This window comes from Melghiribacillus thermohalophilus, from assembly GCF_004342905.1.
GTDB classification, from domain to species: domain Bacteria; phylum Bacillota; class Bacilli; order Bacillales; family Alkalibacillaceae; genus Melghiribacillus; species Melghiribacillus thermohalophilus.
Window position 1 is genome coordinate 1 of the sequence record NZ_SMAN01000033.1, and the last position, 22,722, is coordinate 22,722.

General features: G+C 42.9%; 23 protein-coding genes. 12 read left to right on the forward strand and 11 right to left on the reverse strand.

The window, feature by feature from the left end; genetic code table 11:
- Positions 1-141 precede the first annotated feature (141 nt).
- Positions 142-516 (reverse strand): YisL family protein, encoded by a 375-nt coding sequence (locus EDD68_RS14570; RefSeq protein WP_132373136.1) that lies wholly within the window; start codon positions 514-516, stop codon positions 142-144.
- A 152-nt stretch (positions 517-668) separates the two neighbouring features.
- On the opposite strand from EDD68_RS14570, the gene EDD68_RS14575 reads away from it, so the two are divergent.
- On the forward strand, positions 669-1,859 hold the full coding sequence (locus tag EDD68_RS14575) for an ornithine--oxo-acid transaminase (protein ID WP_132373138.1): 1,191 nt from the start codon (positions 669-671) through the stop codon (positions 1,857-1,859).
- A 519-nt stretch (positions 1,860-2,378) separates the two neighbouring features.
- Here EDD68_RS14575 and EDD68_RS14580 read toward each other — a convergent pair.
- The 3 genes from EDD68_RS14580 to EDD68_RS14590 are packed head-to-tail and all read right to left on the reverse strand — an operon-like array spanning position 2,379 to position 5,156.
- Entirely contained in the window at positions 2,379-2,891 is a 513-nt protein-coding gene (locus EDD68_RS14580; protein WP_132373140.1) for a GDYXXLXY domain-containing protein, read from the reverse strand.
- On the reverse strand, positions 2,888-4,096 hold the full coding sequence (locus EDD68_RS14585; protein ID WP_132373142.1) for a DUF2157 domain-containing protein: 1,209 nt from the start codon (positions 4,094-4,096) through the stop codon (positions 2,888-2,890). Before EDD68_RS14585 ends, EDD68_RS14580 begins: the two co-directional genes overlap by 4 nt.
- Positions 4,089-5,156, reverse strand: a complete 1,068-nt coding sequence (locus EDD68_RS14590) for a DUF418 domain-containing protein (protein WP_243646887.1) — start codon at positions 5,154-5,156, stop codon at positions 4,089-4,091. The genes EDD68_RS14585 and EDD68_RS14590 overlap by 8 nt, the downstream gene beginning before the upstream one ends.
- A gap of 251 nt (positions 5,157-5,407) precedes the next feature.
- Between EDD68_RS14590 and EDD68_RS14595 the strand changes: the two genes are divergently transcribed.
- The 6 genes from EDD68_RS14595 (at position 5,408) to EDD68_RS14620 (ending at position 7,360) form a co-directional block, all read left to right on the forward strand.
- Positions 5,408-5,629 carry a spore germination protein gene (locus tag EDD68_RS14595; protein WP_132373144.1) on the forward strand — a complete coding sequence of 74 codons (222 nt, stop codon included), beginning with the start codon at positions 5,408-5,410 and terminating at the stop codon, positions 5,627-5,629.
- 10 nt (positions 5,630-5,639) lie between these two features.
- Positions 5,640-5,852, forward strand: coding sequence for a spore germination protein GerPB (locus tag EDD68_RS14600; RefSeq protein WP_132373146.1), 213 nt, complete (start codon positions 5,640-5,642; stop codon positions 5,850-5,852).
- Between the two features lie 69 nt (positions 5,853-5,921).
- Positions 5,922-6,518 carry a spore germination protein GerPC gene (gerPC, locus tag EDD68_RS14605; protein ID WP_132373148.1) on the forward strand — a complete coding sequence of 199 codons (597 nt, stop codon included), beginning with the start codon at positions 5,922-5,924 and terminating at the stop codon, positions 6,516-6,518.
- Positions 6,515-6,715, forward strand: coding sequence for a spore gernimation protein GerPD (locus EDD68_RS14610; protein ID WP_132373150.1), 201 nt, complete (start codon positions 6,515-6,517; stop codon positions 6,713-6,715). Before gerPC ends, EDD68_RS14610 begins: the two co-directional genes overlap by 4 nt.
- The gene (locus EDD68_RS14615; RefSeq protein ID WP_132373152.1) at positions 6,712-7,104 is read left to right on the forward strand and encodes a spore germination protein GerPE; all 393 of its coding nucleotides are present in this window, start codon (positions 6,712-6,714) and stop codon (positions 7,102-7,104) included. Before EDD68_RS14610 ends, EDD68_RS14615 begins: the two co-directional genes overlap by 4 nt.
- Positions 7,105-7,141: 37 nt before the next feature.
- On the forward strand, positions 7,142-7,360 hold the full coding sequence (locus EDD68_RS14620; protein WP_132373154.1) for a spore germination protein: 219 nt from the start codon (positions 7,142-7,144) through the stop codon (positions 7,358-7,360).
- A gap of 116 nt (positions 7,361-7,476) precedes the next feature.
- On the opposite strand, the gene addA is transcribed toward EDD68_RS14620, so the two are convergent.
- A complete protein-coding gene (gene addA, locus EDD68_RS14625; protein WP_132373156.1) occupies positions 7,477-11,196 on the reverse strand; it encodes a helicase-exonuclease AddAB subunit AddA in 3,720 nt (1,239 codons plus the stop codon).
- On the reverse strand, positions 11,193-14,693 hold the full coding sequence (gene addB / locus EDD68_RS14630; RefSeq protein WP_132373159.1) for a helicase-exonuclease AddAB subunit AddB: 3,501 nt from the start codon (positions 14,691-14,693) through the stop codon (positions 11,193-11,195). Before addB ends, addA begins: the two co-directional genes overlap by 4 nt.
- A gap of 77 nt (positions 14,694-14,770) precedes the next feature.
- Here addB and EDD68_RS14635 point away from each other — a divergent pair, with 77 nt between their 5' ends.
- Positions 14,771-15,922 (forward strand): MFS transporter, encoded by a 1,152-nt coding sequence (locus tag EDD68_RS14635; RefSeq protein ID WP_132373161.1) that lies wholly within the window; start codon positions 14,771-14,773, stop codon positions 15,920-15,922.
- A 62-nt stretch (positions 15,923-15,984) separates the two neighbouring features.
- Here the strand turns inward: EDD68_RS14635 and EDD68_RS14640 are convergent, their stop codons facing one another.
- Positions 15,985-16,629, reverse strand: a complete 645-nt coding sequence (locus EDD68_RS14640) for a TVP38/TMEM64 family protein (protein WP_132373163.1) — start codon at positions 16,627-16,629, stop codon at positions 15,985-15,987.
- 209 nt (positions 16,630-16,838) lie between these two features.
- On the opposite strand from EDD68_RS14640, the gene EDD68_RS14645 reads away from it, so the two are divergent.
- A complete protein-coding gene (locus EDD68_RS14645; RefSeq protein WP_132373165.1) occupies positions 16,839-17,240 on the forward strand; it encodes a YhjD family protein in 402 nt (133 codons plus the stop codon).
- On the opposite strand, the gene EDD68_RS14650 is transcribed toward EDD68_RS14645, so the two are convergent.
- Positions 17,176-17,691 carry a competence protein ComK gene (locus EDD68_RS14650; protein ID WP_132373167.1) on the reverse strand — a complete coding sequence of 172 codons (516 nt, stop codon included), beginning with the start codon at positions 17,689-17,691 and terminating at the stop codon, positions 17,176-17,178. The genes EDD68_RS14645 and EDD68_RS14650 overlap by 65 nt on opposite strands.
- A gap of 227 nt (positions 17,692-17,918) precedes the next feature.
- Between EDD68_RS14650 and EDD68_RS14655 the strand changes: the two genes are divergently transcribed.
- The 3 genes from EDD68_RS14655 (at position 17,919) to EDD68_RS14665 (ending at position 19,579) form a co-directional block, all read left to right on the forward strand.
- A complete protein-coding gene (locus EDD68_RS14655) occupies positions 17,919-18,386 on the forward strand; it encodes a DUF3939 domain-containing protein (RefSeq protein ID WP_132373169.1) in 468 nt (155 codons plus the stop codon).
- Between the two features lie 97 nt (positions 18,387-18,483).
- A complete protein-coding gene (locus EDD68_RS14660; RefSeq protein WP_132373171.1) occupies positions 18,484-19,071 on the forward strand; it encodes an SCO family protein in 588 nt (195 codons plus the stop codon).
- Between the two features lie 271 nt (positions 19,072-19,342).
- The gene (locus tag EDD68_RS14665) at positions 19,343-19,579 is read left to right on the forward strand and encodes a hypothetical protein (protein WP_132373173.1); all 237 of its coding nucleotides are present in this window, start codon (positions 19,343-19,345) and stop codon (positions 19,577-19,579) included.
- 42 nt (positions 19,580-19,621) lie between these two features.
- Here EDD68_RS14665 and EDD68_RS14670 read toward each other — a convergent pair whose 3' ends face one another.
- Genes EDD68_RS14670 through EDD68_RS14680 form a run of 3 tightly spaced genes read right to left on the reverse strand, consistent with a single transcriptional unit; the run spans position 19,622 to position 22,425 of the window.
- A complete protein-coding gene (locus EDD68_RS14670) occupies positions 19,622-20,419 on the reverse strand; it encodes an ABC transporter ATP-binding protein (protein WP_132373175.1) in 798 nt (265 codons plus the stop codon).
- Entirely contained in the window at positions 20,397-21,422 is a 1,026-nt protein-coding gene (locus EDD68_RS14675; protein ID WP_132373177.1) for an ABC transporter permease, read from the reverse strand. The genes EDD68_RS14670 and EDD68_RS14675 overlap by 23 nt, the downstream gene beginning before the upstream one ends.
- Before the next feature lie 25 nt (positions 21,423-21,447).
- The gene (locus tag EDD68_RS14680) at positions 21,448-22,425 is read right to left on the reverse strand and encodes an ABC transporter substrate-binding protein (RefSeq protein ID WP_132373179.1); all 978 of its coding nucleotides are present in this window, start codon (positions 22,423-22,425) and stop codon (positions 21,448-21,450) included.
- Between the last annotated feature and the right edge of the window lie 297 nt (positions 22,426-22,722).

Consider the following 22,722-nt stretch of genomic DNA (forward strand, 5'->3'; position numbering starts at 1 on the left):
ATGTTTTTCGTATTTTCCCCATAGAAAAAATCCCCTCCATAGTAGACAGATTAATGTGCTTTCTTTTTTCTGTCTACTATAAGGGGATCATATCACTGGAGGCTGGCGCTTTTTTATTTCTGCGTGATATGGTCTATTTATTTATGAAAACCATTGAAAACCTAAAGGCAGTCGGCCAAAGCCGAGGACAAGGGCGATCACCAGTGCAATCCCCCACTGGATCCACCATCCAGAAACTGGTTTCCCTTTAGCCTTCTTCATCACAATCATTTCCATCGCTGCAATGATCCATAGCCCTGCCAGCACCTTCACAATCACTTCTCCAAATGTTGCACCGCCGGTCCCTAAATAATTCGCGAATAAATCACCGCCGGAATAAAGAATGAATAAATAGTCCAGGCGTAATATCATCTGCAATATTTTAGCCGGCTTTTCTTTGCCCTGATTTGATAAAACGAGGACAGCAGCGAATAATATGAGTGCGAGCACCCAGGATGTAATATGTAAATGGGTCATTCCATATACCTCCTTTTCCGTTCATCGTTATCATCATACCATGATTTTGATGGTTGTGTGAAAGATTTTGGTTAGACAACTTCCAACATTCGCCTTCAAACCTGTTATAATGGAACCAGTGTGAGAGAATTTTTAATACTGGAGGGAAATTCATGACAAAAAGCAGTGAACAAATTATTCAGCAGACAGAAGCCTATGGCGCCAGAAACTATCTCCCGCTTCCAATTGTCATCTCAAAAGCGGAAGGCATCTGGGTAGAAGATCCTGAAGGGAATCGATACATGGATATGCTCAGTGCCTATTCTGCTGTCAACCAGGGACATCGCCATCCAAAAATCATTCAGGCATTAAAAGATCAGGCTGACCGGGTCACCCTGACATCCCGTGCCTTTCATAATGATCAGCTAGGGCCCTGGTACGAAAAAATTTGCAAAATGACCAACAAAGAAATGGCTCTACCCATGAATACCGGAGCGGAAGCTGTAGAAACAGCCGTAAAGGCTGCTCGCCGCTGGGCCTATGACGTGAAAGGTGTAGAAGAAAACAAGGCAGAAATCATCGCCTGTGAAGGGAATTTCCACGGACGTACCATGACCGCGGTATCCCTTTCCTCTGAAGCTGAGTACAAACGAGGATTTGGTCCTATGCTTCCTGGAATCAAACTCATTCCCTATGGTGACACAGATGCCCTTAAACAAGTCATTACCGAAAATACGGCTGCCTTTCTTTTAGAGCCTATTCAGGGAGAGGCAGGGATTGTCATTCCGCCAGAAGGGTTCTTGAAAGAGGCATATGAAATCTGCAAAGAAAATAATGTCCTTTTCATTGCTGATGAGATTCAAGCCGGTCTGGGGCGGAGCGGAAAAATGTTTGCCTGTGACTGGGAAGATGTAGAGCCGGATATGCTTATTCTCGGAAAAGCTCTGGGCGGTGGAGTCTTTCCAATTTCCTGTGTAGTAGCCAATAAGGACATACTTGGCGTTTTTAATCCCGGCTCCCACGGTTCTACGTTTGGCGGAAATCCTCTCGCCTGTGCTGTTTCTGTTGCTGCACTGGAGGTCATAGAAGAAGAGAAACTTGATCAGCGCTCGCTGGAACTCGGAGAATATATGCTTCAAGAATTGAAAAAAATGGATAATCCGATCATCAAGGAGGTACGGGGAAAAGGACTTTTCATTGGAGTTGAATTGGATGAGCCAGCCCGAAAATACTGTGAAGAACTAAAGGAAAAAGGCTTGCTCTGCAAAGAAACCCATGAAAATGTCATTCGATTTGCCCCTCCATTAATCATTAAAAAAGAAGAATTGAACTGGGCCCTCGACCGGATTCGTGAGGTCCTTTAACGAACAGGTAAAGTCATTCTTTTTAGCTCCAAACATTGGTGCCTCCCTGTTTTCTTTTTCGCCGTTAAACTGACCGAAATCGGAAAAGAAGCTGGGATAATAATTGGATTTGCCTGTGGAAATGACGAACAAATTACCGAATCACAATATGTATGCAATCTAAATGCGGCGACTCCTGCGGCAACTGCACGAGCTGACAATCCCCGAAGACAGAAGGATGAACAGCCTTAGGAATCATTAGTCCATAGCCATAGTAAGCGAAACATGTTGATGAAGCAAAAATATCCGAACTTATTCATATAACAGTTGAATATGGTTCGGATATTTTCATTCCTTTTTTCAGTTTTGTCCCAGGCTGTTTTTATCTTTTCCTTTTCGTTTATGAAATGTTTATAAGAACATATATCATTTCCTGACATTAGCTTTGAATGATGAGATATCAGGTCTTCACCAGGAAATATGATCAGAATGATCGGCACGAGAAACGGCCCCTCAACTTCACCTGGCTGTGCATTTTCTTCATTCCTCTATCGGCTCCAGGGATACAATTTTCTTTTGCCCCCACGGTGCGACTACCGCCTGAACAATGTAGCGCTGACTCATATCCCCGTATTGTTCACCCGTGTTTTCCTCAATGTAATACCGATTCATCCCATAAGAAACGCGGTGATTTCCGTTCCAATCTTTATACTGATACTTGGCGGTAACTACAATTCCGTCATCATGTTCGGCCAGCTTTCTGTCCGAAGCTGCTTTCACGTGATATATTCCCTTATCATCCGGTATGAGCAGTACGTAAATTTTTTCATTTCGGTCCATATCTTTTGAACCAAACCAGTATTCTGGTTCAATTCGTTCCTGTTCATACTGGAGTCTCACATAATCCCCATAAAAAATATCCGGAGGATCGACCTGTGCGGTTTCCAGGCGGATGACTTCACCAAAATCATCCATAAGGTAAAAAGAAATTGACATACCGACTAAAAACAAAACCTGAAGCCCGATGACGACGTAAAAGAATATACGGTTCATTTGCGATCCCCCCTCTGATTATGGGATACGTTTCGCCTTCGCTTTTCCAGAACATAACTTAATGCAAACAAAAACAAACCGCCGATGAAGAAAAACAGAGATCTGTCCATATAATCCCAGGCCAGCTGAACGTATGCTGCTGCTGTACTGACTAAGAAAGTGACAGTTCCGATGTTTACACGCTCATAATCGTCATCACGGTATCCAGCCACGAGCCAGCTGATGGAAAATCCATACAGAAGAATTAAAGATAAAAAACTCGCAGCACCTTTTACATAAAATACTGGCATAAACAGAATGAAATCTGCTAAATGATCGAAATCTCTGTTTTTCCATTTAGAAAATATGCCTAAAGCGAGTAAGAAGATGAACACACCAAAGAACCAGAGGCCTTCCCCAAATCCAGAAAGAATATTATCATGTTCAAACAAAAATACATTGAAAACGTTCAGCACAAATGCACTGACTAATGTAATGATCCTGAATGTACGTACGAGAATCGGTTTTGGGAGCCAGTCACTGAGAATATAAAAAGCCAGGAGAAACATCGATAACCAGATATAATCAAAATGCTCGATTACAAGCAACACAAGGGATTGGATGACAAAACTGATCCCAAATAATGCTGCAAAAACACGGGTTCCCTTTTGATACGTAAAATACCCAAATCCGATCATGAATAGACCGTATAAAAACCAGCCAAAAGAAGAATAATTAACGGCACTGTACACCTGCCCCACGGTTAAAATTATAAAACTGAGAACAAGGATGACATTTTCCTTACGAACCAGGTAAAGGAGAAAAGCCCCCAGTGTCCAGATCACAAAAGGAAAAGAGCTATACACCGTGTAATGATAGATCTGTCCCACTAAAAATATCCCTGACCCAAAAATGAGTATCCCGATTAAATAAAAACTGGTCCCCAGCCATTTTGAACGATTCTGATATAACCAATCACCGCTAATATAAAAAGCAAGCATGGAGACAAGAATGATCGCCATCTTACCCGCAGGTGGGATCTCCGACCAATTGGAGGCAATAAAAGTCAAAAAACCCAGTCCTATTAACAGCCCGGCAAATACATATAACAGTGATCTGTGCTGCCGTTCAGGATACAGATTTGCGATCTGTTTAAGCTGATCATTACTGATAATTCCTTTTTCAATCCATTTTTTCCCTTCCCGTTCAATCGTTTTCCTATTCATATGACATGACCCGCTTTCTTTTCATAGCCTGCAACTGATGATAAGTTAACGCACGCCATATCCACTCAAGCGGTCCGTAATAAAAACGAGATAGCCACCACCTGCTGAACATGACCTGAAAACTGTAAATCATAAAGACAATTCCTGCACTTTCAAGAGGTGAAACAGAGCCATATAATCCAAATCCCGGCCCATAAAATAAAGTAAAACATATGATCGATTGCATGATATAATTGGTTAATGATAGACGTCCTGTATACTCGAATATTTTCAGCCATTTTTTGAATATCCCTTTCTGGTACAGCAGTGTAATCGTTAATAAATAAAAGATGCTCGAAGCCATTCCCCCAAGATCATCCTGCAGAAAGTTCAGCCAGGCACGTTCTTCAAACAGATATGGTCCCCCTTTAAACAGGACAAATCCGATTAAAGACAGCAACCATAGTTTTTTTAACCATCTGTCATATTTTACGGGATCTTGCAGCCATTTGTTCCGCATGAACACAGCACCAATTAAAAACATAGGGAGCAAAAGCAAAGCTAAAAAGAGATAGTTTAATCCTCCATTTGCATAAATCCAGTCAAGATAGTTTTGATGGAGGACAGCTGTCAGATCAGAACGATAATTTTCCATGGCCGCCTGAATTCGTTCATGATTTATATAATATTCCAATTCCTCTTTATAATTAAAACTCAGCACCGTCATCAGCACGGCAGGAATCAACAATAGGAAATAAAACCAGGTTAGAAGGGTCTTTACGTTGCGGCTATAAAAGAAAAATAAAAACAACCCGATGATTCCATAGCTGAGCAAAATATCACCGTGCCACAGCAAAAACGAATGGAGAATCCCAAACAAAATCAGTACGATCAATCGTCTGAACAAAATTTTCCGCCACGGATGTCCCCTTGTTTCCAGCCGTTCTTTCATCATCTGCATGCCGAATCCAAATAGAAGTGAAAACAATGTATAAAAACTAGCCTGAAAGAAAATATCAATAACAGTGCTAACCGCTCGGTCAATAGATCCCGGCCAGTATATCTCTTCACCTCCATACAAAAAAATGGAGCATGAAACGCGGGCACATTCACCATTAATATGCCAAATAGAGCAAATCCCCTTGCGGCATCGATCCATGGAAGGCGTTCCGACTCATGTATGGGATGCTGTTTTTCCATTTTTTTATAATCCTCCTTATGTTTATTTTATCCGACTGAAGTAGAAAAACAAAGTTATTTTTCGAAAGGTAGATGGTGTTGAACACCTATTTCTGGAGACACATATATTAAATACGTAAAGGAGGAAGAAAAATGCCCGCATTTGTTGGTGCCGTAAAAGTGTTTAGTGTAGCTTCCTCTGGCATCTTTCATATAGGTGATGCATATGCTATGGCCCCTACCAGTTCAGCAAAAACGTATGCTGGAGGAGGATCATTTAATACAGGGGATGGAATCAGGGTCAATCTTCAATCATCTGTTACCTATGTTCCTGATCCGGATGTGATTGATACATCAAACATCGGAAATGCTTAGGGGGGAGAATATGAACTATACCATTCATCAGACCATTTCGATCAATATATTAAAGGTTGAAGCGGTAACCAATTCCTCAGTCTTGCAAATCGGAAGTTCAGGAAGCATACAGGCGCTTTCTAATTTATATAACACCGGCGGATTCACGAAACCAGCAGAAGAAGCAAAGCCTATGCAGCCCATACCCTATCAGCCGGTCATCCCTCTCACCGCTACGGTATAATCACAATCTTATACCTTATAGCATAGGATACTCTAGACGAATGCCTATGTTCAGGAGGGAAGGGCTAATATGTATTACAGCGACTGGAAACATTATATGGATGCCCTGGAAAATGTCATCAGCCAACAACGAAACAAGATCAAAACCCTTGAAGAGCAGCTTCAGTCTCTTGAACAAAAAATCCAGGAGCTTCAGGAAAAGCCAGGCACCAATATTGAAAAGATGGAGTATCACTTTGACCAGCTGAAAATTGAAACCTTAGAGGGAACACTTAATATTGGTTTGTCACCGGAAGGTTTAACAGCTTCTGAACAGCTCTCCATCCCCGGACAATCATTACAGCCGCAACATCCATCACCTCAGCCGATTATGGATGATCTCATGCAATCCTTACAGCCCTTTATGAATCAGGAACTTCCCAGGGCAATTCAAAACTTTGCCAGGGAAAATAATCAGTCACTTCCCCCCGGGTTCCAGCATTTAATATTACAGGATATTACCCGGCAGCTTCCTGAACGTATCCAGCATTATACCCGTCTTCATTCTGAGAACAACAACGGGTTGATCAACGAAAGTACAAAGGATCAGATTCTGAAGGATGTAAAAAGTGAAATCATGCAGTCGGTGCAAAAATTTATTGAAGGGAAAGAAGGTGGAGCATCATGAATTTTACCGTCCACAACTGGGGATTGAACGTGAACTACATTGATGTGCTTGGTGTATCAACATCGTCCATTTTACTCGTAGGAGACACAAACTGCGTCAAACTATCTTCCCAGTTTGACACACCGCCGGAATCATATATCGTTGGTGCTGCTATTTCAGATGAAACTTTGCAGGATAGAAGTGAAAAACAGACATGATTCGAAATTCTGTTGTAAGGAAAATGAAAGTGAATGAAAATTCTTTTAGTTCCATCATCAATATCGGTGATACGGTTTATGCCGAGCCCTACATCAGAGCGATCGCCATTCAAAAAGAAGGGGCGTTTTTCCTTCCCGATTCTTTTCCTTTTGAAAACTATCCTATTTTTTCAAGACCCTTTCCTGAGATGACGGGAAAACGAGATTTATCGCAGTCCCATTTCAATCATCATCCGGATATTTTAGTGGATGGAATTCGCATTATTGGTGCTTCCGGGTCATCGATCATCCACATTGGCAAACTGGAAAACATTGACGCCAGAGCACGGGTGAAACATATCAGGATACTGGAACGGGATATTTCGAACACAGATCATCAGTCATCATAAACTATGAATATAAATCTAAAAAAAGCAGGTGTCTGTTATGCCTTCTGTAGTAGGTCCGATTAAAGTGAATAGTGTGAGCGGAGGTGTAATGAGCTTCGGCGATTCCTTTTATGTATCGCCGAAATCATCAAGCAAAACCAACACTGGATCTGGTTCATTAAACACCGGTGATTTTCTAGTGACGAATAACATGGTTAGTACCACAAACCCTTTTGACCCCGATATTCAAGATCAAGGAAATGTTGGTAACGCTTAAATCATCGTTTACAAACTAAAAACTTTAAAACACACCCTCGATCTCGTCAAATACTGTAAAGAGCTGTCTAAAGGCAAAATCCTTTAGGACAGCTCTTACCCTTTTATGACCCATGTTTAATCCAGTTCCAGAAGCAATGACTGGTCAAAGAAATATAAGTATTTCCTGTGAATGGCTTGACCCCAGATTTCTTCTACAGCCCGGGCGTATAATGACAGCTGGAGCTCGTATTTCTGTTGAAGCGTTCGTTTATTCGCCCCGGTAATCTGCTCCGGAAGCTGATCCGTTTTATAATCAAGTAAAATCCATCCCTGATCCGTACGGATGAGACAATCAATTACCCCCTGCAGCAGCACCCGCTCATCGGACTGGCTATGCCAGTCCGTATACACTTCATGGGCAGGCAATGCAAGACTAAAAGGAATTTCCCGTTCGATGTGGTCCGTTTTTAACATCAGCTTGCCAACCGAGGTATCAAAAAAAGCTAAGATCGCGGAAATATCAATGGATATGGCCTCTTCTTTCGTTAAAAACTCACGGTCCACTAATTTTTCCACAAATGCCTTGATTTCTGCTTCGGTATGTTTCCGACTGAGGGGAATGTGCTGCATAACGGTATGCATGGCACTGCCCCTTTCGGCAGCGGATAACGTCTTTTTCTCCTGAATAAAACGGGGCCGGCGGATAATCGGCCTTTGAAATGGGCGAACCAGCTGGTCTTCACTGTATTCATCCTTTACTTCCCTCTGACGTTTCAGTTCGGTGACGGTTTGCTTGGCCCTGTGAAAGGCCGCATCCTGATAAAAATAAGTATAGCGAAGGCGTCTGTCCACCTCATCAAAAAAGTCTCCCTTTTCTTTGAAAGGCTTCCACTCCGTAATCGCTTCCCATAGTTCATCATGACGCTTTTTCACGGCTTCTTCCATATCCGTTAACTGACTCGCATGAATAACCTCACAATTCCATGATGAGTCATCATATAAAATGTCTTTTGCAATGATTACCGAGCCTTCTCCGCGGAGAGGTTCACCCTGTCTGTGACGAATCAGGGATGTAGCAATCCAGTCCAGGTAAGATGCTGCTTCCAGGCGTTCATGAGGCGGAAGAATCCAGTCGGGATGACTGGCAATGGCATTCCACTTCTCTTTCCGTTTTTCCAGGTCATTGACACAGCCGACCAGAAGAAGTTTTTCTCTGGCGCGGGTCAGAGCAACATATAGAATGCGCATTTCCTCCGCCAGCATTTCTCTCCTTTTGGTTAGTTTTAAGGCATGATGAGCCAGGGTAGGATACATGATCCGTTTTTCAGGATCGATATACTTGACCCCGATTCCATAGTCTTTGTGGAGCAGATATTTTTCTTTTAAATCCTGCTCATTAAATGGTTTATCGAGGGCACCCACGATTACGACTGGAAATTCCAGACCTTTACTTTTGTGAATGGTCATAATCCGAATCACATCTTCCTGTTCTCCCAGAGCTCTGGCTGCTCCCAGATCCTCTCCCCGTTCTTCCATACGTTCAATAAATCTTAGAAAGCGGAACAGGCCCCGGAAAGATGTGCTTTCATAGGACCGAGCCCGGTCATATAACGCCCTCAGGTTTGCCTGGCGCTGTTTTCCACCTGGAATGCCCCCTACAAAATCATAATAGCCGGTTTCTCGGTAAATTTGCCAGATGAGTTCTGACAGAGCACCCTGACGTGCTCGTTTTCGCCAGTTTTCCAGTCTGGTTAAAAAGTGTTTGATCCGATCTTTTAAATGTTCGTCTTCGCCCTTTGCAAGATAGGCTGACAACGCATGGTAATAGTTTTCATTTGGAAGAGCCAGACGGATTTTTGCAAGTCCTTCCTCATCAATTCCGACTATAGGCGAGCGCAATACGGACGCTAAAGGAATATCCTGCTGGGGATTATCGATCATTTTAAGAAGACTGAGCATCACCTGTACTTCAATCGCCTCAAAATATCCAGTAGAAAGTTCCGCATATACCGGAATTCCCTGCTGTTTTAACTCCTCCACGATAGCGGGAGCCCATGTTAGGGAACGCAATAATATCACAATGTCCCGGTACTGGACATTTCTTAATGTTTCTGTCTGTTTATCAACCACCTGGAGAGGTGGTCTGCCTTTTTGTCCTATCCACTCTTTTATTTTTTCCGCATAGAGCCGAGCTTCCTGCTGTGCTTTTTCCAGGTCCCGAAAATCTTCCCCGCCTGTATCTTCTGACGAAAGTTCTGCCTCCCCGTTATCAATCAGATAGAGTTCTACATCCTGATCATCCGAGCTCCATTCATCATAGACCGAATTGCTGTAGATTAATTCGGCTTCTTTATCATAAGTCATTTCCCCTACTTCTTCATCAAGAATTTGCCTGAAAATAAAGTTACAGGCTGAAAGAACCTGTTTTCTGCTGCGGAAGTTTCGGGATAGGTCAATCCGGATCTCGTCATTGTCATCCTGCGCAAAACGGTTATACTTGGATATAAACAGCGATGGTTCAGCATGGCGAAAACGATAAATGCTCTGTTTCACATCCCCGACCATAAATAAGTGCCCTGCCTCATCTCCCTGGGCCATCAAGTTAAGGATCGTTTCTTGAACGAGGTTTGTATCCTGATATTCATCCACCAGGATTTCTGAAAACTGTTCCTGATATTGTCTGGCAACTGCCGACGGTTTCATTTGCCCCGGAGTGGATGACTCATGCATAAGTACTTCAAGACAGTAGTGCTCCAGATCCGAAAAATCGATCAGTCCCTGCTCCTTCTTCTTTAGACGGTAGCGTTCCTTAAAATCTTTTACAAGGATTGCCAGCTGCTCCATAACAGGGTGAAGTTCCTGCAAATCGTTGATATACGATTCAAGGGAGCGGGAAAACCAGCTTTTCCTTACTTTGTCCCATCTGGCTTTATACCGGTTTCGAATGTCTTTTACCTGTTCCCGCTTGGCTTCATCACAATCCACTTTTTTTCTCGGAAGTGACTGGAACTTGCTGTTTGTCTGGAAACATTCATAGACATCATTCCAGGTCTGTTCCAGTTTGTGTGTAGCCGTTTCCATCATCCTGAGGTCTTCATCAATGACATCCGCATAATGGTAAGGGCCGTCGCTGTCGCGGGTTAGCTTCATGGCCTGTTCTGCTTCTTTTATCATGGCTGTCAGTTGACTTTTCAATTCACCTTTCACTACTTCAAACCATACATGACCTTTTTCCTCTTCATCCGTACCGATGTTATACATATCTGTCATTCGGTCCAGCCAGTCTTCCGGCCACGGGTTCTGGCTGGCAAATTCATAGAGTTTTAATATCAATTCCTCGACTTCCTGGTCATGACGGTCACTGGAGAAACGATCCACTACAGCAAAAAATCTTGCCCTCTCTTCCCCTTCTTTACCGTACCAGTCCTCGAACATTTCTTCCAGCACATCCTGCTGCAATAAATCTGCCTCAACTTCATCCGCAATGCGGAAATTAGGATCGATATCCAGCTGATAGCTATATTTTCGAACCACATCCATACAAAAGGCGTGCAATGTCGATATATGCGCATTTTGTAGCAAAGAAAGTTGCCTTTTTAAATGATGGGAATGGGGATTTTGTTTCAAAGCGTTCTCTAAAGCAGTCCCTATTCGAGTACGCATCTCCTGGGCAGCGGCATTGGTAAAGGTCACAATTAACAATTCATCAATATGGACGGGGTGATCTGGATTGATTAACTTCTGAATGATGCGTTCGACCAAAACAGCGGTTTTTCCGGATCCGGCTGCGGCGGAAACCAATATATCCGTACCATCTGTATATATCGCTTTTTCCTGTTCTGCTGTCCACTTCATTCTCGTTCATCCCCTTTTTCCCCTGTTAGTCGGCTGAATACTTCCTCGTCACGTAAGTCTTTTAATATTCGGAAATGATTGTCTTCAAGCGTAGGATCAAATTGGCATAAGGAACGGAACGAACAATACGTGCATGCCATCTGATTTTTCATTTTATACGGATCAAGTCCTATTTTTCCCTCGACAATAGATATTCCTGCTTCTTTCATCAGTGAACGGACATAATGTTGCAATCCTTTCAGCAAAGAACCATCAATGGTATTGGATCCCCGTTTGTAAAATCCTCCGTTCTTTTTTAAACCGGCCGGAATGACAGGGCTGTATCCGGAGTCCAGTTCGGTATCCATTCGTTTGACAATGTCTTCGTCTTCCAGTAAAAGACCTTTCATTTTAAACCGTTTAAACATTTCCTTTTCAATATCCTCAATGCTGAATGATTCCGGATCGGAAATCATTGGATTGTGAACATGGAAATACAGTACTCCTGCCGGATTAGCCCCTCTGCCCAGCCATTTTTCAGCGTGATTTAAAATGACGTCGAGATAAGCAAGCATTTGTAAAGCCAGCCCGTAATAGACCTCTGTTAAACTTAAATCTTTTCTGCTTGATTTATAGTCAATAATTCGTAAAAACAGCTGGTCATTGACGTCTGCCCGGTCGACGCGGTCGATTCGCCCCCTTAATACGAGTTCATAACCATCCTTCAGGGGCAGAACCATCGGTGGCAGTTTTTGACCAGGCCCAAAGCCGACCTCAACACCAGCAGGCGTGAATTCGCTTCGTTTCGCCTGATCGGTTAAGATTTTCGCTGCACGGATGACGACCTGTTCCAGCTTCTGCAAAATATATTGATAGCGGTTGGAACTGAATAAGATCTGATGCTGAAGAATGGGAGACAATTCGTTTGTGGCTTTTCTGGCGTACTGTTCTGCTTCTTCTTTGCTCAGTTCCTTAAAACTTCTTCCCTCCTGAAAGAGCCAGTCTGTGATCTGTTTGAGTGCCTCGTGAAAGAGCTGACCAATATCGGGCGCATCAAGCTTGTATACAGGTCTCTCTTCAAGATTCAGCGTATAACGAGCAAAATGCTGATACTGGCAGCGGTAAAACGTTTCCAGCCTTGACACACTGGTTTTCAGCTGTTTCGGATAAATTTGTTCAGCGGTGTTTTTAGATAACTGTTTTGGTTTGTTTTCATAAAACAGACTCATGAAAATGCGTTTCGTCTCCGCCTGTCTCGATTCATCCAAAAGGAACCAGTTCAGGGCATCCCAGTAAGCATCATGCACGGGGTATCCCCTTAAATACCTGGCGAGCTGTGATGTCAGCACGGAACGGGTTTTTTCGGGAACCGAAACAAAACGAAGGGGATCATCTTCGTCTTCATCTTCCAGCAATGTATGAAAATCCGCCCCCGGAAACATCTCTTTTAACCGTCCGATGTATGGAGAAGGAGTTCTGGAATTTCCTTCTTCATCCGCTAATGTATAGCTTACCCATAAATAATCGGATGGAGATGTAAAGGCAAGATACACATAAAACCGGTCATCAAGCAATTTCCTTGTACTGGAATCAGCTAGTTTAACACCGTGTTCAGTCAGAAGCTCTCGTTCCTCTTCAGATATCACGCTTTCTGAAGCTGGCTTCAGCGGCCAGATACCTTCATTGACACCCAGCAAAAACGCACATTGAACACTGGATGTCCTGGAACGATCTACCGTCGCCACAATCACATGATCCATGCTTGGGGGAACATGGGCAAATTGTAAGGACTCAAAGCCCGTCTCCAGCATTTGCCGGAACACCGAGAGAGCTACTTGTTCATCTCCAATCATTTCCACCATTTCATCCAGTAACTGAATGACGGCATCCCACACCTGTTCCTGTTCACGGGCCCGTTCAATCTGCCCGTTTTCGTCATACTGATCCCGCCATGTTTCAAGGGTTGACGGCACATTTAACTGCTCCAGCCACATATAGATGGCTTCACATTTTTCATATACCGTTTTGGCTGAACGAATGTTGCGGTCAAAATCAGCCAGAGCTTCCGTTACCTGCAGCCTCAGCCGGTTGATTCTCTCTTCTTTTTCGATTTCTTTCGTTGTTTTTTTCCGGACATCAAAGCCCCGAAAACGCTGATATACCCAGGGTTCCTCCGATAACCATTGACTGCGGCTGCGGATCCCGAACTCAAGCACATAGTTTTCCAGCTCATCGATTCCATCCTGACTTAATGGATGAAGACGATCAAAGGATGGAATAAAATCCGTTTTCAATAATCGAAAAACTGCATCATACCGCCAGTTACTTTCTACGGCATCAAGCCCGGAACGAATCAATTCAATTAATGGATGATTCAGCATTGTTCGCTTTTCGTCAACGAAAACCGGAATCTGGTAATCTTCAAATATAGTCTGAATGAGTTCGTGATACACTTCAGACTGACGAATATAAACAGCAATATCCCGATAACGGTACTGTTCATCCCTTACAAGCCGTAAGATTTCCTGAGCCACTCCCTCCACTTCCGCCCTGGGGTGAACCGCTTCCCTAATCACAATCGGTGCGTTTTTTTCATAAGGAACCACTGGATGACGGTCAAAATGTTTCTCCAGATGGACAAAATAGGGCTTGCCTTTCAATTGTTCTTTTTCCGGATGAAGAACAGTCATTGTTTCTATGGGTACCTGGGACGCATCAGCCATGTTTCTTAATTCCAGATAGGTTTGTTTGGTTTGATAAAACAGATCAAGGTCATTGATTTCTTCTTCCGGCACTACATCAAGGGTCAGGGTCACTGTCATTCGTCCGGCCTTTTTCAACAGCGCCTCCACGACAAACAGTTCCTGGGGGGTCAGACGGTGAAATCCGTTTACATAAATGTCGGCGCCATCAAGAAAGTCAGCTTTCTTTATTTTTTCTCCCAAAAGAGCCAGCTGGTCCTCGCTATCAATGTAGTGCTCCCTTAAGGCATCTGTCAGCTGCTCATAGATGGAAGCCAATTCTTTTAATTTATGCTGCAGTGTTTTTTCACCTTGATATTTATGGCGAAAAGCATCCATCTGATCAATGAGTTCAAATAATTGTTCAGGAGTAATGCGGTACCGTTTAAATTCTGTGATCATTCCTTCGATTTTTTCCATAAATCCCTGTTTTTCAATGGCTTTCTGGAAAACCTGCCAGTCCGATTTGTTTTCTTCTGTGATTTTTCTTAGCATCATCTGGATTCCTGTTGAACTGATAAACTTCTTTACCCCTCCCCCGGTCTCCTGAAAAACACGCCAGGCAAGACGGGAAAAGCTGAATATATGGGCACGTGTCGAACCGTTGATGATCCCCCTTCTAAGAAGTTCATACTCTTCTTGAAAAGTCATCTGGTCCGGCACGAGGTAAATAATCGGCTTTCCATGGGGATTATCAAGCAGCTTTCGTTCCATTTCACCCAGACAAAACTTACTCTTATCCGTTCCTGAACGTCCGATCACAAAACGTAATGCCATCGGTTCTCCCCTCCCTGGAAACGAGAAATGTTGGATTTGCATACACTGAAATGAGTGACCGATAGGAGGTTGTCCGAATGAACCGCCCTCTTTATGCAACGATCACCTTAATCATGTCCGGAATTTTTATTGCCAGCAATTTATATACGATGATTCCATTGCAAAAACTGATTACAGATACGTATGATACTACTGCTCAATCGAGTTCTCTTGCCAGTTTTTGTTTTATTATGTTCTATGCAGCCGGTCTTTTCGTATTTGGGATATGGTCGGACCTGGCAGATGAGAAAAACATCCTCGTATATGGTATGGTTTCAGTCAGCATCCTTACTTTTTTGATCTCTTTTGCCGGTAATTATATTCTTTTTCTTGTGCTCCGGTCATTGCAGGGGTTTGCGGCAGCAGCCTTTCCGCCTGCAGCATTTAGCTATGTTTTCCGCCTTTTTGATGTGAGAACAAGGACGATTTCCATTGCTTTGATTAACACCGGTTTTTTATTTGCCGGTATTTTTGGTCAGGTTCTCTCCGCTTTTCTCGCGTTCCGTTTCTCATTTGAAGCAGTCTTTTACGGGTTCAGCCTTTTCTATTTTATCTGTTTTCTTTCATTACAGGCTGCTCTTACAAATGTTCGGAAGCAGACCGTCCGCGAAAGAAAAATACTTACTCCTATTTTAACATGTATTCGTTTTCCACCATTACAAAAATTGTATGCTATTTCTTTCTTTCTGCTGTTTACGGTCTTGCTTTTTTATGGGGGAATTGAAATGTATATCATTCAATCGGATCATCATTTTTCTTTATCCCTGCAAACGTTTCGCCTCACTGGACTGCTCGGGATGATCCCTGCCTTTTTCACCCATGTTCTTCAAAAAAAATTTGGTGCCTTTCACCTGTTAACGTTTAGTCTGGTTCTGATGACCATCGGTCTGATCCCTTCCTCCCTGTCTTTAAATGAAGCATCTTTAACCTTCTCTTCCATTGCTTTAATTGCTTCCACATCCTTATCCATTCCCATGGTCATTCTTCTGGTGGGAGAATACGGAGAAAAATTCAGGGGAAGGGCAATTTCTCTCTATTCGTTTACACTGTTAGCGGGAGCGGGGGCAGGCAGTTTGCTGGCCGCTTTAATTCCCTTTCCGTTGATATTAATTGGATCTTCGGTTTTATTTGGCGGACTGACCTTTTTGTCCATCGTGATGCACAGGCAGGAGCTGTCAGGATCCGTTTAATGTTCAGTTTCCCATCCATTTTTATGTAAGGAAAGCCCTTGTCCATTAAAACGGAAAGGGCTTCATTGCTTTTCTTGTTCTATTTTTTCTGCCTTATGCAGCCGTTTTTCAATGTATTTTCCAAGCATCCAGAACAGGGCTGTTCCGATTCCTACGACTATGGTTTTCATCGGTTGGGTTGCAAAGGATGTAATGCTGTGTCCTACGTATGATATCGTGAAAATCATCACTGCCTTGCCCAATATTACAGCAAGAAAAAACTGCTGATAACTGACCCTGGAAAGCGCCACCACCACATTGATGACTGCTGACGGCGAAAACGGGAAACATAACAGCAAAAACAATAAGCCAAATCCGTGCCTTTCCAGCCAGCTCATTACCTTTTTCACCTGTTTATTCCTTCTGATAAATTGAAACAGTCGGGTCTGTCCTAACCGTCGGATGAGTGTGAAAACAAGTATTGCACCAACTACTGCTCCTGCCCAGGAAAATAGAAACCCTTCAAGTAGACCATAGGCCATCGAGTTTGCCAGCACAAAAACAAATAACGGCAAAAACGGCAGAAATGCTTCAAGCATCGGCAATAACAGCCCAGGCAGCGGCCCCAGATTTTCATAAGTATTGAGAAGCTGCATAATATAATCATCTAAAGTATCGTTTTCAATCATTTGCTGCAAATCTGAAAAGTTTTCAATCTCCAGTGCCATTGAGGGTTAACTCCTATCTTTATTCAATGTGGCTGTCCTGCATGACCGTATAGTTTTATTTTACTGAAAAAACATTTGTTTGCCTACCATTCATAAAATTTTTAAAAAAGATACATACTTTTCCATTTTACCCTTTTTTTTCAGCGTTTTAAAATGGCTATTGATCGTATATAATAAGAACAAATGTTCTGTTTATGGAGGGAAGCAAATTGCGCTACCTAAAAGAAGAAGATCTTCAAACCTGCTCCCGATTTTTGTTTCTTTCCATGGCCATCATTGTTATGGAACAGGATATCCGTTCCATTGAAAAGGGGAATTTTAAAATTAAGGAGCCATATCTGGAACTGCTACGAAAAATGGAACATATGGCACGTGCGGAGAGAAAACAATTACAGGTGATCATGAGAAAGCGTAAACTGGATGTGGTCTTTCTGCAGAAAAACGATACCTTCTCAACGTATATGTTTACAGGAAATGGCTATGAAGAAGAAAAACGCTACTTTAATCCGGCGGTCCGAAAAAAAGTCCAGGGCATTTTATATGAACTTATGCATAGGGTTCTGCGACCTTCGCGCTCTCCGGCTGCAAACGGTACTGCAGACGCTCGGTAAGTTTGTAGCGTAACTGGGCTGTTCGCTGAATCTGGTTAATCATCGATCCATAGGACACTGGAAAGGCGACATGTTTGCCGTTTACAAAATAAACAAATGATTGATTTTCGGGAGAAGGTTTCACGCGATCAATATAGGAGTGGGCAATCCAGGAACATTCAGGGTTCTGAGGAGAAGTTGTAGGAAAGAAATACATTCCGCTGTAAGGGTCAATGGCAATCGGAGGTTTGTGGGTATATCCACAAATATCTTTCGTGCCTTCAAGCCTTCCTTTCAGACTGGATCCAAAAAATTTACAGGCCTGGTCAATCAGCTTTTTGGGCGTAACCGGAACAAAAAAGTCATTCTGCTTTTCAATCACCAGCGATCCGGAAACACCAAAATCATTCCTATCAGGAATAATAGCCAGTGTAGCCGGTGAAATTTCATATTCAGTTTGAAGTGACTTCAAGAGAATCAGTCCTTTCTGAAAGTTTTATTGATATCCATAATATAACATAATTGCAAATATTCGTGTATAGTTTTTTGTAAAAAAATAGAGAGTTTTGTATTCTCCTGCCATCGGAAGGGAATAAAAGGAAAAATACGAAGAAAACAGAATATTGGTGACAGTATACGCTACTGGAATTTTTTTATATAATAGAATGAAATCAAAAGAAACAAAGTGGTGAGCGTTGTATGTTCTGGAAAAGAAAAAAAAAGGAAAAAACACCATCCCCGGAAGAAACTCTCCCGGTCCGTCATGTTTCCATTGACGAATTAAGAGAAGCTGTTCATAAATATGCTGATTCACTTCCGAAGGGCGTCCAATTATCGGTCATCATCAATGAAGATTTGACCATGAATTATGAACTGCTTGCCCCTTTTCTCAAAGCAATCCCGAAGGAAACTTATTATATGTCAAGGGAAACATACGAGATCTTTGAAGAAAAAGATAAACAGCTGGCGGAAGAACTGGATATGATCCAGAAAGCAGTGGACAAGTATGTGCAGCAAAAAAAGGAGCTGCCCGTTATTGAGGGAGACCCCTATCATCGGGTCAGTTACCTCAAGCTTGAAAAACTGAACCTCCTTCCTTACCGGCCTGACCGTGATTTTTATATCACCGATGAAGAATTTTTAATCACCCACAGAAAACCACAGTAATAAGGCTAAAATTGTCGCTTGATCGTCAAAAAGTTTCCAGGCCACCTCCTCCCGTTCATTATATGATAGAGGTAAAGAGTACATGGGGGGAACATCCATGCCAAAGAAATATTATCTATTATTCAGTACGATCATTCTCATTGGGATTGGTTTAGGGATTTTGTATCTGGAATTCTGGCGGGATGCCGGTGTAGGCCTGCCCGAAGATGTCACCATGACAACGGCATATGGGGAAGAATATTCATTCGACAATCTGGAGCCGAAAGTGCGGATTATTGAATTCTTCTACGCAAAATGTCCTGACATTTGCCCGTTGACCACACAGCGGATGATGCATTTAAAACAAATGTTTGAGGATGAAGGAGTTTTCGGGGATCAAGTTGAATTCATCTCCATTACCATTGATCCGGATAACGACACAGAGGAAGAACTGCAAAAATATATGCAGCGATATGGCATTGAAAAAAGTGACAGCTGGGTGTTTTTGAGAGGAACACTGGAAGATACGAGAAAACTGGCTGAACCCTTCCGTTTCCAGTTTGACGATCGAGGGACTGATTTCATCGTTCATACATCTTATTCCTATCTGCTGGATGAAAACAATGAACTCATTGAAAAAATCCCAATGGGGGAAGCCTTTGACAAGGAACGGGTATTTAACCGAATCATGCGTATGGTTCAATAAAAAAGAGCTATTGTGTGATCGTGAAAACGAAGGAGCTGTCTTACATGTTTGAGACAGTTCCTTATTTATTTTAAAAATTAAATTTCGGGATCTTTAGACCATTCGAAAGTCAGTTCTTCCATTACCCCGGGTGATTGGCCTTTTTCCCCGAAGGATCACTGGTAATCAGTACCTGCCATACCAACTGCCTTTCTGGATGTAAGGACGATTACAGCACATTCCTGGGTGGTATACACTCACCTTTGGGCCGTCAGCGCTCTTCCTTGGGCGGTTGGAGCATTTTCCTGGGCTGTCAGCACCCCTGCTTGGGCCATCACCGTACTCCTTTGGGCCATTCAGGTTTATTCTTGGGCCGTCCACTCTCATCTTTGAGCCGTCAGCGCGTCCCTTTGGGCCATCAGCGCTCTTCCTTGGGCGGTTGGAGCATTTTCCTGGGCCGTCAGCACCCCTGATTGGGCCATCGCAGCACCACCCTGGGCGATCAGTACAGTCCTTTAGGTCATCATAAAAAAGCGAGCCAGTCGCCCCGGCAATGCGGGGCAAAACTGACTCAAACTGTTAATAGGGATCGGTCATTCGCCATTTTCTTTCCGCGAATTTCCTGGAATTTAGCAATTAAATGTTCGACGGTTAAATCTTTCTTATCCTCTTCATTAGCCTCAAAAATAATCTGTCCGGCATCCATCATCATTAACCGATTTCCCAGTTCAATAGCCTGGTCCATCTGATGGGTAACCATTAACGTAGTCAGCTGATGCCTTTCAACCAGCTCCTTTGTCAGCCTGGTCACAAGTTCTGCTCTGGATGGATCAAGAGCAGCGGTATGTTCATCAAGCAATAAGATTTTGGGTTTGGTAAAAGTGGCCATTAACAGGGATAAAGCCTGGCGTTCACCGCCGGATAATAAGCCAACTTTTGTGGTTAACCGGTTCTCAAGACCGATATCAATAGACGATAAAATTTCCCTGAACTCTTTTTTCCGCTTTGATGAAACACCGGGAAGAAGCGACCGTTTTTTCGTTCGTCCCAGGGCGAGTGCAAGGTTTTCTTCAATGGTCATATGAGGGGCTGTTCCCGCCATGGGATCCTGAAAAACCCGGCCAATCCATTGAGCCCTTCGATGTTCTGGAATAAATGTGGCGTCCTGATTGTCAATGGTCACCTTTCCGAAATCGGGGAAAATCACGCCCGCGATCACATTAAGGAGGGTAGACTTTCCTGCTCCATTACTTCCGATAACGGTAACAAAATCCCCCTCGTTTAACTTTAAATCAATGCCCTGCAAAGCCCTTTTTTCATCAGGGGTACCTTCATAAAAAACTTTTTCAATCTGCTTCAGTTGTAGCAATCTGACTCGCCCCCTCTGTGTGAGTCTGTTCCTGTGCATCGATTTCCTTTTTGCGGGCCATGCGCTTTTTCCTATCACGAAATTGTCTCCACCAGACCGGAATGACCAGAGCGCCTACGACAATGACTGCTGTAATCAATTTCATGTCACTGGCATCAAAGAAATCCATTCTCAAAGCCAGTGATATAATGATACGGTAAATAATAGCTCCCAGAATAACAGCTAAAGTTGCCCGGGCCATTTTGTCCTTTCCAAATAATCCTTCTCCAATGATTACAGAAGCAAGCCCGACAATAATCATCCCAATGCCTAGGTTAATATCTGCAAATCCGTTATAATGGGTAATCATTGCCCCGCTTACGGCAACCATTCCATTGGATATGCCAAGACCAATAATGATATATCCCTTTGTATTGGCAGAGAAGCTCTTTGCCATCCGATCATTATCCCCGGTTGCCCTCAGAGCAAGTCCTGCTTCCGTAGCCAGGAGCCAATCCATCATTTTTTTGATGATCATCACTAATAGCATCATGCTAAAGATGACAAGAAATGTTTTTGGCATGTACTCTTCCATACCCATACTGGAGAACAGAGAAAATATTGCCGCATCAATTCCGCTTTGTTCCCACCAGGTTCCAATTTGTTTAAACCAGGTCGTCTCATTCAACAGAGGAATAGTAGGTTTCCCCATAATTCTGAGATTAATGGAATATAGAGCAATCATCATAATGATCCCGGATAACAAAGGATTAATTTTTCCGTGAGTATGAAGAATCCCGGTGACACATCCAGCGAAAAAGCCAATTAAACCGCCTGCAAGAATGGAAACAAATGGGTCATAGCCATTCACAATCATCACAGCGCTTACGGCTCCGCCTGTCACAAAACTTCCATCAACCGTTAAGTCCGGGAAATCTAATATTCGAAATGTCAGGTATACACCCAGTGCCATAATGGCATAGATGAGACCTTGTTCTACGGCCCCGTAAAGAGAAGTTACCATACATGTTCACCCTTTAGTCATGTTGTCATTCAATGATTTCAGCGTTTTCCTTCCAGGCCTCCTCGATTTCAACACCCATTTCCGCTGCTGCTGTTTGATTCATGAGCAGGGTCAGTTTTTGAGGGAAGGAAACTGAAATTTCGCCCGGTTCTTTCTCGCCAGTCAAAATTTGGACGGCTTTCTCTCCGGCTTCATATCCTATGTCATAATAATCAAATCCATAGGCTGCAAAAGATCCCCGTTCTACTGAATCGTGCTCTCCAGCAAAGACTGGCAAATCCTCTTGCTGTCCAATCATCAAAACGGATTCTAATGCAGAAACAACCGTATTATCGGTTATGATATAAAATGCATCTACATCACCTATCAGAGACTCAGCGGCCTGTTTGACTTCCGAAGAGGAAGCTACCGTAGCCTCGTGAATGTTCAGCTCCAGCCCGGCTGCCGACTCTTTTGCTTGTTCAATCTGGATGACAGAATTCGGTTCACTTGGTGTATAAATCATCCCAACATCGCTTATTCCCATTTCTTTCATAAACGATAGTGTCTTTGGAATTGCCTCCGGGTGACTGTCTGTCGTCCCCGTAATATTCCCGCCTGGATTTTCAAGAGATGACACTAATCCCGCATCAACCGGATCTGTCACCGATGTAAATACAATCGGAATCTCCCGGGTTGCGTTTAAAGCACTTAACGCACTGGGAGTAGAGTTGGCAAAAATTAAATCAACTTGATCTCCAACGAGTTTGTCGGCAATAGAACTGTTATTCTTTGAATCTGCCTGAGCATAATTGATATCAAAATAGGCTTTTATTCCGGCATCCTCAATAGACTGTTGAAAACCGTCGAGCGCCCGGTCCAGGGATGGATGCTCTACATACTGTGTAACACCTATGATATAATCCGCATGATCTTTCGTTATTTCTTCAGCACCTTGATTGGTATCACTGGAGCCCCCATTATTCTCAGATTCATCAGAACCCTGACCACAGGCAGCCAGCATAAGAAAAAGTCCTGTTAAAACGATAAACCATAATTTTTTCACTTGATATTCCTCCTAAACCACTTTCGCACTTTTATGCTTTTATGCTTATATGCTTTTATGTATTAAAGTTTAGTAGAAATGTGCGCCTTTTTCAAGCCTATTTTTTCATAAATAGATCAACTTTGCTTATTTGATCAATAAAAGCCCCCTGCTGACAATTCTGAACTGTACCCCGAAAAGTGGACAGTTATAAAAACCCTATGCAGCTAAGAGATGATCCCGATATTGATTCGGGGTCATCTTTTTTAATGTCCA

Coding starts and splice junctions, on each gene's coding strand:
- EDD68_RS14615 (WP_132373152.1), top strand. CDS start 6,712: ATGATTCGAAATTCTGTTGTAAGGAAAATGAAAGTGAATGAAAATTCT.
- EDD68_RS14595 (WP_132373144.1), top strand. CDS start 5,408: ATGCCCGCATTTGTTGGTGCCGTAAAAGTGTTTAGTGTAGCTTCCTCT.
- EDD68_RS14600 (WP_132373146.1), top strand. CDS start 5,640: ATGAACTATACCATTCATCAGACCATTTCGATCAATATATTAAAGGTT.
- EDD68_RS14570 (WP_132373136.1), bottom strand. CDS start 516: ATGACCCATTTACATATTACATCCTGGGTGCTCGCACTCATATTATTC.
- addB (WP_132373159.1), bottom strand. CDS start 14,693: ATGGCATTACGTTTTGTGATCGGACGTTCAGGAACGGATAAGAGTAAG.
- EDD68_RS14660 (WP_132373171.1), top strand. CDS start 18,484: ATGCCAAAGAAATATTATCTATTATTCAGTACGATCATTCTCATTGGG.
- EDD68_RS14575 (WP_132373138.1), top strand. CDS start 669: ATGACAAAAAGCAGTGAACAAATTATTCAGCAGACAGAAGCCTATGGC.
- EDD68_RS14675 (WP_132373177.1), bottom strand. CDS start 21,422: ATGGTAACTTCTCTTTACGGGGCCGTAGAACAAGGTCTCATCTATGCC.
- gerPC (WP_132373148.1), top strand. CDS start 5,922: ATGTATTACAGCGACTGGAAACATTATATGGATGCCCTGGAAAATGTC.
- EDD68_RS14640 (WP_132373163.1), bottom strand. CDS start 16,629: ATGGCACTGGAGATTGAAAACTTTTCAGATTTGCAGCAAATGATTGAA.
- addA (WP_132373156.1), bottom strand. CDS start 11,196: ATGAAGTGGACAGCAGAACAGGAAAAAGCGATATATACAGATGGTACG.
- EDD68_RS14655 (WP_132373169.1), top strand. CDS start 17,919: ATGTTCTGGAAAAGAAAAAAAAAGGAAAAAACACCATCCCCGGAAGAA.
- EDD68_RS14680 (WP_132373179.1), bottom strand. CDS start 22,425: ATGCTGGCTGCCTGTGGTCAGGGTTCTGATGAATCTGAGAATAATGGG.
- EDD68_RS14585 (WP_132373142.1), bottom strand. CDS start 4,096: ATGAATAGGAAAACGATTGAACGGGAAGGGAAAAAATGGATTGAAAAA.
- EDD68_RS14580 (WP_132373140.1), bottom strand. CDS start 2,891: ATGAACCGTATATTCTTTTACGTCGTCATCGGGCTTCAGGTTTTGTTT.
- EDD68_RS14610 (WP_132373150.1), top strand. CDS start 6,515: ATGAATTTTACCGTCCACAACTGGGGATTGAACGTGAACTACATTGAT.
- EDD68_RS14635 (WP_132373161.1), top strand. CDS start 14,771: ATGAACCGCCCTCTTTATGCAACGATCACCTTAATCATGTCCGGAATT.
- EDD68_RS14620 (WP_132373154.1), top strand. CDS start 7,142: ATGCCTTCTGTAGTAGGTCCGATTAAAGTGAATAGTGTGAGCGGAGGT.